The organism is Actinophytocola sp., assembly GCF_035634895.1.
Lineage (GTDB): Bacteria > Actinomycetota > Actinomycetes > Mycobacteriales > Pseudonocardiaceae > Actinophytocola.
Window position 1 is genome coordinate 115864 of the sequence record NZ_DASQCC010000035.1, and the last position, 10355, is coordinate 126218.

Consider the following 10355-nt stretch of genomic DNA (forward strand, 5'->3'; position numbering starts at 1 on the left):
CGATGGCCGCTCCGCAGGCTCCGCTCGGCGCGACGGTCGCGGTACTGGACCGTCCATCCACAATGGACTCGCCACCACCGGCGCGGCGCAGGGTGTCGCGCCGGTGGCGGCACCGGCTGACGGTGTTGAGCTTCATGGCGCCCGCCGGCGTCGGCATCGTCGTGTTCTTCGCCTACCCGCTGCTGGCCGCGATCTACTTCTCGTTCACCAGGTTCGACCTGCTCACCAGCCCGGAGTGGGTGGGGCTGAAGAACTACGTGTACCTGTTCGCGCACGACCCGCTGGCGCACAAGGCGGCGTGGAACACGCTGTGGTTCGTGGTGGTCCTGGTGCCGGCGCGGATGGTCGCGGCCCTGCTGACGGCGATGCTCCTGACGTCGCTCAGGCGGGGCGGCGGGTTCTTCCGCACGGTCTTCTACCTGCCCGCGCTCGCCCCGCCGGTGGCCGCGACGATCGCGTTCGTGTTCCTGTTCAACCCGGCGACCGGGCCGGTGAACGGGGTGCTGAGCTGGTTCGGCATCGACGGTCCGCTGTGGTTCGACTCGCCGGACTGGTCGAAGCCGTCGCTCGTGCTGCTGGGCACGTGGGCCGTCGGCGACCTGATGGTCATCTTCCTGGCCGCGCTGCTGGACGTGCCGAAACCGTTGTACGAGGCGGCATCGCTGGACGGCGCGAACCCGTGGCAGCGGTTCCGGTTCGTGACGCTGCCGGCGCTCTCGCCGGTGCTGCTGTTCGCCGCGGTGACCGGGGTGATCCAGACGTTGCAGTACTTCACGCAGGCGGCGGTCGCGGCGAGTGTCGCGAGTGGGTCGGCGACGACCGGCGGCGGGATCTCCTCGACGTTCGGCTATCCGGAGGAGTCGACGCTGACCTACCCGCTGCACCTGTACGTGCAGGGTTTCCGTTATTACGACATGGGTTACGCGAACGCGCTGGCGGTCGTGCTGTTCGTGGTGGCGTTCGGGGTGACCCTGATCCTGCTGCGCAGGTTCCGGGCGTTCGCGGGAGGGCGGCTGTGACCGCGACAGTCACCCGGCCCATGCGGCGCGGCACGACGGTGCGTGAGTCGTGGCTGGTCGTCGTGGCACGCAACAGCGTCGCCATCGCCGTGGCCGTCATCTTCCTGGCGCCGTTCGTGTTCGTGTTCCTGCTGTCGTTCATGACGAGCGACCAGGCGCTGACGGCCAACCTGTGGCCGGCGACCTGGCACCCGGAGAACTTCCTCGACATCTTCCGGAAGTTCCCGATGTTCGACTACCTGGTCAACACGGTCGTCTACGTCGTGCTGGCCACGGGGTTCATGCTGCTGTCGAGCGTGCCGGCGGCCTACGCGCTCGCGAAGCTGCGCTGGCGTGGCGGGAACGCGGTGTTCATCGTGATCATCTGCATGATGATGCTGCCACCGCAGGTGGTCACCGTGCCGCTGTACCTGATGTGGGCGAACGCCGGGCTGACCGGCACGCTGTGGCCGCTGATCCTGCCGATGCTGGCGGGTGACGCGTTCAGCATCTTCCTGCTGCGCCAGTTCCTGCTGACGATTCCCGACTCCATCGTGGACGCCGCGCGGATCGACGGCTGCGGGGAGTGGCAGGTGCTGCTGCAGGTCGTCGTCCCGATGGCGCGGCCGGGCATCGCGGCGACCGCGATCTTCCAGTTCTTCTACGCGTGGAACGACTACTACGGGCCGCTGCTGTACACGAGCGAGGACCAGTCGAACTGGACGCTGTCGATCGCGCTGTCGCAGTTCAAGCACCTGCACCACGTGGAGTGGAACCTCGTGATGGCCGCGACCCTGCTCGTGATGGCGCCGGTGATCATCGTGTTCTTCCTGGCACAGAAGGCATTCGTGCAAGGCGTTACGTTGACGGGGGTGAAGGGATGAGGGTGGCCGTCGTCGGGGGAGGCTCGACGTACACGCCCGAGCTGATCGACGGGTTCGCGCGGTTGCCGTTCGCCGTCGACGAGGTGATGCTGATCGACCCGGACCTGTCCCGGCTGGGGGTCGTCGGCGAGTTCGGCCGACGAATCCTTGCCCGGCACGACAGTTCGGCGAAGCTGGGGTGGACCGACGACCTCGACGCCGGGCTGACCGACGCCGACGTGGTACTGCTCCAGCTGCGGGTCGGCGGGCAGACCACGCGGATCAGCGACGAGACGTTCCCGCTGGAGTGCGGATGCGTCGGGCAGGAGACGACCGGCGCGGGCGGGCTGGCGAAGGCGTTGCGTACCGTGCCGGTGGTGCTCGACATCGCACGCCGGGCCCGTGCGCGTGCCGCGCCGGACGCGTGGATCGTCGCGTTCACCAACCCGGTCGGCATCGTGACCCGGGCACTGCTCGACGACGGGCACCGGGCGCTGGGACTGTGCAACGTCGCGATCGGACTCCAGCGGCTGCTGGCGTCGCTGCTGGAGGTCCGGCCCGACGACGTGACGCTGGACCACGTCGGCCTGAACCACCTGACGTGGGAACGCGCGGCGACGGTGTACGGCGCGGACCGGTTGCCCGAGCTGCTCGCCGCGCACGGCGACCTCCTCGCCGAGCACCTGGAGCTGCCTGCCTCGCTGCTGCGGCTGACCGGCACGCTGCCGTCGTACTACCTGCGGTACTTCTACTGCCACGATCTTGTCGTCGCGGAGGAACGGAACTCTCAGCCGAGGGGTGCACGGGTGGCGGAGATCGAGCGGGAGCTTCTTGACATGTACCGGGATCCGGCGCTCGACACGAAACCCGAGCTGCTGTCCCAGCGGGGTGGGGCGTACTACTCGGAGGCGGCGATCGGTCTGCTGGCCGCACTGCACGGATCTCCCGGCCGGCACGCGGTGAACGTGCGGAACAACGGCACGTTGCGTTGCCTGCCGGACGACGCGGTCATCGAGGTGACGTGTGACGTCGCCGCGGAGGGCGCCGTCCCGGTGCCGACCACGCCGCTGGCGCCGGACATGGCGGGCCTGGTGTCACACGTGTCCGGCTACGAGGAGCTGGCCGTCGACGCGGCGCTGCGGGGTGGCGAGGACCGGGTGTTCCGCGCGCTGCTGGCGCATCCCCTCGTCGGCCAGGCGGACCGCGCGCGCGGGCTGACCGACCGGCTGCTCGCGGCCAACGCCGAGTTCCTTGCGTGGGCGCGATGAGCCTGCTGCTCGCCGTCGACGGCGGCAACTCGAAGACGGACGTGCTGATCTGCGACGACACCGGCATGGTGCTGGGACACGCGCGTGGGCCGGGCACGAACCACCAGTCGTACGGGCTGGCGGAGTCGATGAACCGGCTGGACTCGCTGGTGACGTCGGCACGGGCGTCGGCGGGCCTCGACGAGGACGACCGGCTGGCACTCGCGGCGGTGTACCTGGCCGGCGCGGACCTGCCGGTGGAGCTGACCATGCTCGCGAACGCGGTGACGGAGGCTGGCTGGGCCGACAAGTCCATTGTGGACAACGACACGCTGGCGTTGCTGCGCGCGGGCACGGAGGCACCGGACGCGGTGGCCGTGGTGTGCGGCGCGGGCATCAACTGTGTGGGACGGGCGGCGGACGGCCGCATGGTCCGGTTCCCGGCACTGGGCACGATCACCGGCGACTGGGGCGGCGGCGACGAATTGGGCCCGACCGCGTTGTGGCATGCGGTGCGCGCGGAGGACGGCCGCGGCCCGGCGACGGCGCTGACGTCGGCGATCGCCGCGTTCTTCGGTCTCGGGAGCGCCGCGGAGGTGGCGGCGACCGCGCACCTGGATCCGTCGGTCGCCGCGCGGCTGCCGCTGTTGACGCCGGTGCTGTTCGAGGTGGCGGCGGCGGGTGACGAGGTAGCCCGGTCGGTGGTCATCCGTCAGGGCGACGAAGTGGCCCTGCTGGCGATCGCGGCCCTCCGGCGGCTGGACCTTGTGGACCGCCCGGCGACGGTGGTGCTGGGCGGCGGGGTGCTGCGTGGCCGTGATCCGCTGCTACACGGGGTGATCAAGGGCTCGTTGGCGTCGGCGGCGCCACTGGCGGAGATCACCGTGGTGACCGACCCGCCGGTGGTCGGCTCGGCGCTGCTGGGGCTGGCGTCGCTGGGAGCGGTGGCGGGCGCGGAGGAGAGGCTGCGTGTTTACTGGAGGCATGCCTCTGCACGGTGAGTACGAGCCGAGCCCGTCGACGCGGGCGCGGGACCAGGTCGACGAGTACGAGGGGTCGGGCGGCACCCGCGGCACGACGATGCACGACCTGCCGGTGGTCATCCTGACCACCCTCGGGGCGAAGTCGGGCAAGATCCGCAAAACGCCCCTGATGCGGGTCGAGGACAGCGGCCGGTACGCCGTGGTGGCGTCGCTGGGCGGGGCACCGAAGCATCCGGTCTGGTACCACAACGTGAAGTCCCACCCGGACGTCGAACTGCAGGACGGCCCGGTCCGGCAGGACATGGTGGCCCGTGAGGTCACCGGTGCGGAACGGGACGAGTGGTGGGAGATCGCCGTCAGGGCGTTCCCGCCGTACGCGGGCTACCAGCAGAAGACCGAGCGGGAGATCCCGGTCTTCGTCCTGACCCCGAAGAGCTGACACGCTCGCCCGCCTCGAACGCGACGGTCACGAATAATGGCGGCATGACGGAACGCGTGTGGAACGAGGTCGACGACTACGTCTCTGGCCTGCTCATCGGCCGGGACGAGGCGCTCGACAAGGCACTCGAGGCCAGCGACAGGGCGGGCCTGCCGCCGATCAACGTCTCCCCCAACCACGGCAAGATGCTCAACCTCATCGCCCGCATCCACGGCGCGCGGCGGATCCTCGAGTTCGGCACGCTCGCCGGCTACAGCGCGATCTGGCTCGCCCGCGCGCTGCCGGCCGACGGCGAGCTGATCACGCTCGAGGCCGACCCGCGCCACGCCGAGGTGGCCAGGGGCAACATCGCGACGGCCGGGCTCGCCGACCGGGTCGAGGTGAAGGTCGGCAAGGCGCTGGACACGCTGCCGACGCTCGACGGCACGTTCGACCTGTTCTTCATCGACGCGGACAAGGTCAACAACCCGCGATACTTCCAGTGGTCGCTGGACCACTCCCGGCCGGGCAGCGTGATCATCGTGGACAACGTTGTCCGCGGTGGCCTGGTGCTCGACGGGGAGAGCACCGACCCGTCGGTCGTCGGCACCCGCGAGCTGGGCACGCTGATCGCGAAGGAACCACGCGTCTCGGCCGCGGTGATCCAGACCGTGGGCAGCAAGGGCTACGACGGGTTCGCGCTGGTCGTGGTGGACAGCTGACCTGGCAGAAGAGTGGAGCCACCCGCGTGATGCGGGTGGCTCCCCAGGAGAATACCGACCATCCGGTTTTTTCCCAGGCCTGGTCGGGTTCGTCTTGAGCTACCCTGGAACGACTGCTGACGTGAACCGTGTTCACTGTCATGCTGGCCCTCGACGACACCGGGTTCGGGAGGTTCTGGTTGCCAAGGCAGGACCGTGCGGAACGCACGCGCAACGTGATCCTGGACGCGGCGGCCGAGGCGTTCGAAGCGCGCGGCTTCGCCGGTGCGAGCCTGTCGGACATCCTCACCAGGGCCGGAGTCACCAAGGGCGCGCTCTACTTCCACTTCGCCTCCAAGGAGGAGCTCGCGAAGGCGCTCGTCGAGGAGCAGTGGAACATCGAACTGCCGGAGCTGGAGAACACGACCAACCCGATCCAGGGCGTCATCGACCTGTGCCACTCGTTCTGTCGCAGCCTGTGCACCAACATCCGCGTGCAGGCCAGCAACCGGCTCGTCACCGAGGCGAACTTCGAACGGCCGTACCCACAGGTCTTCACCAGGTGGAACGACATGATCCACGAGTTCCTCAAGATCGCGCGCGACACCGGCGACCTCCGCCAGGAGTTGGACCCGGCGGAGGTGGCCACCTACGTCGGTGGCGCGGTGTTCGGCATCCAGACCATGTCCGACATCCTCACCAAGCGCGAGGACCTGCGGGACCGGCTCACCGACATGTGGAAGATCTCGCTGCCCGGCCTCGTGCCGGCCCGCAGGCTGTCCCGTCTCCTGCCGGGTGGCACGATCCAGTGGGACGACTCCGCGGCGTGAACTACACGGGGAAACCCGCCGACTGACCTTCGGCCGGGTTCTCGCTCGTCCTTCTCCGTCCGGTCCGGCGGGCGAGCATGCCCCCGATGGCTTGCCGGCGGCCCGGTTGTGGATCACCTTCCTCGACCACCCCGGTCGACCACATCATGTCCCGCGCCTTCGCGACCCCGGCCGGTTGTTCGAACAACACGCTCGCCTGTCCGTCCACATCGGACTCCTGTCTTCCGCCCGTACTCGTCCACATGCAGCAGTGCGGCGAGTGGCTTCCGACGCGAGCTGACCCACCATACCAATCGGTACGTTATGCGCCGAACTCCCGCTTGGATAGGGGTTCGCGAGATCGACATCGCGTTTTCATGTGGTATCAACAGGTTTCGGTCCCTGAAACGTCCCACTCGGGTCGATTTCGGACATTCGCCCCGGAAGAACGAGACCCGGAAGGGTCAGTCGCCATAGGCCAGCCAGGCTATCCCGGATACTCCCACGCCGGATCCCGGCCCACCACAACATCTCCACACCCGTCGAGAGAGTCAGCACGAGCGTGGCCGCCTGCTCGACCGCCACCTCGTCCCGCAGCTCGCCGCCGCTTCGCGCGGCGACCAACAACGCCTCGACCGTGGCGAGCCAGTCGGTATGGAAGTCGAGAAAGGGCTTGCCCCGTTGGCCGTTCTCCCGGGCGGTCCGGAAACTGGCCCGCACCACGGGTTCGCTCTCCAGCCAGCCGGCCAGCTCGTGCGTGAGGTTCACCAGGGACTGCACCGCGGACTTTGCGGTCGCGGCGCGGTGGGTGGCCACCCGTAGCAACGCGCACGCCTCGGCCTGGATCGCGCCGCCCAGCTCGTCCTTGGACGAGAAGTGGAAGTAGAACGCACCCTTCGTCACCCCGGCGGCGCGGCTGACGTCCTCGAGCGTCGCGCCGGCGAAACCGTTGCGGTCGAACAACTCCGCGGCGGATCGCACGAGGTGCGAACGTGTGTTCTCCGACCTCGCCTGTCTAGTCACCACCACGTCCTGGCATGAGTCCATGATCCACGAACGATCACGCGGTTGCGCTCGAGCGTACTCGCACCAGGTCACCAAACGGCTACCGAACGCCGGAGCAACGCCTCGGGTCGAGCACCACCTGTTTCCAACCACGACGCGAGCGAATCTTCGGCCGCCCCGGCCTATTGTTCGAGGTTACTGCGAAAAGGTACGGGATCCCGTACGACGAGGTCCCGGCGCCGGCCTCCTACCGGGAGGTGGCGCGGTACCTCGGCGACGTGAGCGAGGCGGCACGGTCATGAGGACGTTCTCCACACCGGGTGAGCTGGTCAGATCCGCCGGCACGAGACTGGGCAGGTCCCCGTACCAGGTGGTGCTGCAACACGATGCTGACGTGTTCGCGGCGCTGACCGGCGACCGCCAGTGGATCCACGTGGACCCGCGGCGGGCCGCCGCGGGTCCGTTCGGCGGACCCGTCGCGCACGGCATGTACCTGCTGTCGCTGGTACTGCCGATGCTGACCGAGATGTACACAGTGGACGGTGCCGCCCTGGTGCTCAACAAGGGTTTCGACCGGGTGCGGTTCCTGTCGCCGGTGCCGGTGGGCGCGCGTGTCCGCCTGGCGGCCGAGGTCAGGTCGGCCACGGCTCGGGCACGCGGCTTCACCGAGGCGGTGATAGCGACGGCCATGGAGGTGGAAGGCCAGGAGTGGCCGGTGTGCACGGCCGACCTGCGCCTGCTGTACCAGGAGGAGGTGGCGGAGGGATGGGTGCCACTCGCGTCCTGATCATCGCCAACCCGGCCGCCGGCACGGTGTCCGCGGGCCTGGTGTGGGAGCTGGTACGCGTGTGCAGCCGCCAGATCCGCGACGTCTCGATCCGCTGGACCACCAAACCCGGTGAGGCGACGAGGATCGCGCGAAAGGCCGCCGAGTCCGAGGCACCCGCGACCCGCGCGGGCACGGCGCCGACGCTCGTCGAGCGCGGGCTCGCCTTTCCCTCCCTTGCCTGTTCGTCTCTCGCCACTCCGCCGGCACCCGCGCCGGCCATCCCGCGGGTCGTCATCGCGGTCGGCGGCGACGGCACCGTCCGCGAGGTGGCCGCCGGCCTTGCCTCGGCGTGGGCGGGTGCCGTGCCCACACCCCTGCTCATCGTCCCGGCGGGCAACGCGAACTCCTGCTACCACACGCTTTTCGGCACCACGCCCTGGCAGGCCGTCGTGGCGGCCGCCCTCGGCGAGCCGACCGTGCGGTGGCTCGACCTCGCCCGCGTCGCCGGGCGGGTGGTGTTCGCCGGCGCGTCCGCCGGTTTCCCACCCCGGGCCATCCACGAGGCCGGCACCCGCACCACGCCCGCCGGCCAGAGCCGCTACCACGCGGCGCTCGTCGATCTCGTCCCGCGCTACCGCCCATATCCCGGCCGGGTCACCGTGGACGGCCGAATCGTCCACAGTGGACCGACATTGCTGGTCAACGTCGGCGGCAGCCGGTACCGCGGCGGCCACTTCGAGCCGCTTCCCCGCTCGCTGCCCGACGACGGGCTGCTCGACGTCTGCGTCCTCGGCGGCGAGCACTCCGCCGCCGACATGATCGAGCTGACCCGCACCGGCGCGCACCTGTCCCAGCCGGGCGTCGTGTACGAGCGTGGCCGCCAGGTCCGGATCGAGCGCACCGACGGCCAACCGCTCTGGTTCGAGCACGACGGCGAGGTACTGCCGCCGGGACCGCCGGAGTACACAGTGGACATCATGCCGTCGGTACTGCCCATGCTGGCCGCCACCTCACTCGCCCCCGCGGCCTAGAGAGCGGTCCAGCTTTGTGCTAGGCCATCCCCGAGTCGGAAATCAGGCAACTAATTCGGCGGCCCAGCTTCCTGCTGGCGGCGTTGCCGGTTCGCCCAAGTACGACCCAGTACGAGGGCGAACCGGCGTCTTGCCAGCAGAAACCCGGATCCACCGACTTAATCACCGCATTTCCGGCGCGGGACACTAGGCCATCCCCGAGTCGGTCGCGAGCTCCCGCACGGCGCCGCCGAACGTGCGCCGGTAGTCCTTCGGCGCGACGCCGACGATCTTGTTGAAGTGGTGGCGCAGCAACGCGGCCGAGCCGAAGCCGCACTCCTCGGCCACCTCGTCGACGGACAGGTTCGTGTCCTCCAGCAGCCGCCGCGCGTGCAGGACGCGTTGCATGGTCAGCCACTTGTTCGGCGTGGTCCCGGTCTCGGCCACGAAGCGGCGGGCGAACGTGCGCTCGGACATGTTCGCGCGGCGGGCGAGGTCGCCGACCGTATGCTCGGTCTTCAGGTGGTCGACCAGCCAGGACAGCAGCGGGGAGAGGCTGTCGGAGGCACATTCGGGGATGGGCAGCTCGACGTACTGGCGCTGGCCGCCGTCCCGCTGCGGCGGCACCACCATCCGCCGCGCGATCGTGTTGGCCGCGGCGGACCCCAGCTCCCGGCGGACGAGGTGCAGGCACGCGTCGATGCCCGCGGCCGTGCCGGCGCTGGTGATGATGTTGCCGTCGTCGACGTAGAGGACGTCCGGGTCGAGCAGGATCGTCGGGAAGCGGTCGAACAGCTCGTCGCCGTGGCGCCAGTGGGTGGTGCAGTGCCGGCCGTCGAGCAGCCCGGCGGCGCCGAGGATGAAGGCGCCGCTGCACACGGAGAGGATCGTCGCGCCGTTCCTGGCGGCCGCCCGCAACGTCTCGAGCACGGCCTCCGGGTACTCGTCGCGGATCGTGGCCGCCGCCACCGCGACGAGGTCGGCGTCCGCGACCCCGTCGAGCCCGCACTCGGGGATGAGCGAGGCGCCGACGCTCATCCTGACCGGCTCGCCCGGCCGCTCGGCGCAGACCCGGAACTCGATCGGCGGCACCCCCTCCTCGGTCCGGTCGATCCCGAAGACCTCACAGAGCACGCCGAACTCGAAGGGCGCGAACTGGTCGATCACCACCGCGGCAACGGTCTTGAGCATGCCGTCAGCGTACGTGGCAGGATTTTGTCGCACAAGGTCCGTTCTGCCACTGTTGGCAGCATCACGACGAGCACAAACTTAGTGCCATGGAACTTCTCATCACCGCCCTCATCGTCGGCTTCGTCATCTACGGCCTCGAGCGCAACAAGCCCCGCGAGGTCATCCACCCGCACCTGCACGGCAGCACCGACATCCAGGACCGCGACCAGGAACGCACCACAACCGACCTCCTGAGCCGCGCCTGACCAGCGCCCGACCCGCCCCCGACCGTGCCACCCACCCGCGAGTCCCGCGTTCAAACACCGCGAGTCCCGCGTTCACCCATACCGAGTCCCGCATTCACACATGCCGAGTTGCGGTT

General features: G+C 69.5%; 13 protein-coding genes. 10 read left to right on the forward strand and 3 right to left on the reverse strand.

The features are described 5' to 3' along the window. Positions 1-2 precede the first annotated feature (2 nt). From VET29_RS06100 to VET29_RS06130, 7 genes are all read left to right on the forward strand, one after another. Complete coding sequence (locus VET29_RS06100; RefSeq protein WP_324915712.1) at positions 3-1019, forward strand: sugar ABC transporter permease; 1017 nt, start codon at positions 3-5, stop codon at positions 1017-1019. After that, on the forward strand, positions 1016-1882 hold the full coding sequence (locus tag VET29_RS06105) for a carbohydrate ABC transporter permease (protein ID WP_324915713.1): 867 nt from the start codon (positions 1016-1018) through the stop codon (positions 1880-1882). Before VET29_RS06100 ends, VET29_RS06105 begins: the two co-directional genes overlap by 4 nt. Then, a complete protein-coding gene (locus VET29_RS06110) occupies positions 1879-3129 on the forward strand; it encodes a 6-phospho-beta-glucosidase (protein WP_324915715.1) in 1251 nt (416 codons plus the stop codon). Before VET29_RS06105 ends, VET29_RS06110 begins: the two co-directional genes overlap by 4 nt. After that, on the forward strand, positions 3126-4109 hold the full coding sequence (locus VET29_RS06115) for an N-acetylglucosamine kinase (protein WP_324915717.1): 984 nt from the start codon (positions 3126-3128) through the stop codon (positions 4107-4109). Before VET29_RS06110 ends, VET29_RS06115 begins: the two co-directional genes overlap by 4 nt. After that, a complete protein-coding gene (locus tag VET29_RS06120; RefSeq protein ID WP_324915718.1) occupies positions 4093-4530 on the forward strand; it encodes a nitroreductase family deazaflavin-dependent oxidoreductase in 438 nt (145 codons plus the stop codon). The genes VET29_RS06115 and VET29_RS06120 overlap by 17 nt, the downstream gene beginning before the upstream one ends. Before the next feature lie 44 nt (positions 4531-4574). Then, positions 4575-5231 (forward strand): O-methyltransferase, encoded by a 657-nt coding sequence (locus VET29_RS06125; protein WP_324915720.1) that lies wholly within the window; start codon positions 4575-4577, stop codon positions 5229-5231. A 128-nt stretch (positions 5232-5359) separates the two neighbouring features. Continuing rightward, the gene (locus tag VET29_RS06130; protein ID WP_324915722.1) at positions 5360-6040 is read left to right on the forward strand and encodes a ScbR family autoregulator-binding transcription factor; all 681 of its coding nucleotides are present in this window, start codon (positions 5360-5362) and stop codon (positions 6038-6040) included. A 1-nt stretch (position 6041) separates the two neighbouring features. Here VET29_RS06130 and VET29_RS06135 read toward each other — a convergent pair whose 3' ends face one another. Both VET29_RS06135 and VET29_RS06140 read right to left on the reverse strand, forming a co-directional pair. After that, positions 6042-6248 carry a hypothetical protein gene (locus VET29_RS06135; protein ID WP_324915724.1) on the reverse strand — a complete coding sequence of 69 codons (207 nt, stop codon included), beginning with the start codon at positions 6246-6248 and terminating at the stop codon, positions 6042-6044. 146 nt (positions 6249-6394) lie between these two features. Next, positions 6395-7066 carry a ScbR family autoregulator-binding transcription factor gene (locus VET29_RS06140; protein ID WP_324915726.1) on the reverse strand — a complete coding sequence of 224 codons (672 nt, stop codon included), beginning with the start codon at positions 7064-7066 and terminating at the stop codon, positions 6395-6397. A gap of 256 nt (positions 7067-7322) precedes the next feature. On the opposite strand from VET29_RS06140, the gene VET29_RS06145 reads away from it, so the two are divergent. Continuing rightward, complete coding sequence (locus VET29_RS06145) at positions 7323-7811, forward strand: MaoC family dehydratase (RefSeq protein WP_324915729.1); 489 nt, start codon at positions 7323-7325, stop codon at positions 7809-7811. Then, entirely contained in the window at positions 7790-8824 is a 1035-nt protein-coding gene (locus VET29_RS06150) for a diacylglycerol/lipid kinase family protein (protein ID WP_324915731.1), read from the forward strand. The genes VET29_RS06145 and VET29_RS06150 overlap by 22 nt, the downstream gene beginning before the upstream one ends. Positions 8825-9010: 186 nt before the next feature. Here VET29_RS06150 and VET29_RS06155 read toward each other — a convergent pair whose 3' ends face one another. Then, positions 9011-9994 carry a helix-turn-helix domain-containing protein gene (locus tag VET29_RS06155; RefSeq protein ID WP_324915733.1) on the reverse strand — a complete coding sequence of 328 codons (984 nt, stop codon included), beginning with the start codon at positions 9992-9994 and terminating at the stop codon, positions 9011-9013. An 86-nt stretch (positions 9995-10080) separates the two neighbouring features. Between VET29_RS06155 and VET29_RS06160 the strand changes: the two genes are divergently transcribed. Next, positions 10081-10239: a hypothetical protein gene (locus tag VET29_RS06160; protein ID WP_324915735.1), complete on the forward strand. Its 159-nt coding sequence runs from the start codon at positions 10081-10083 to the stop codon at positions 10237-10239. Positions 10240-10355 lie beyond the last annotated feature (116 nt).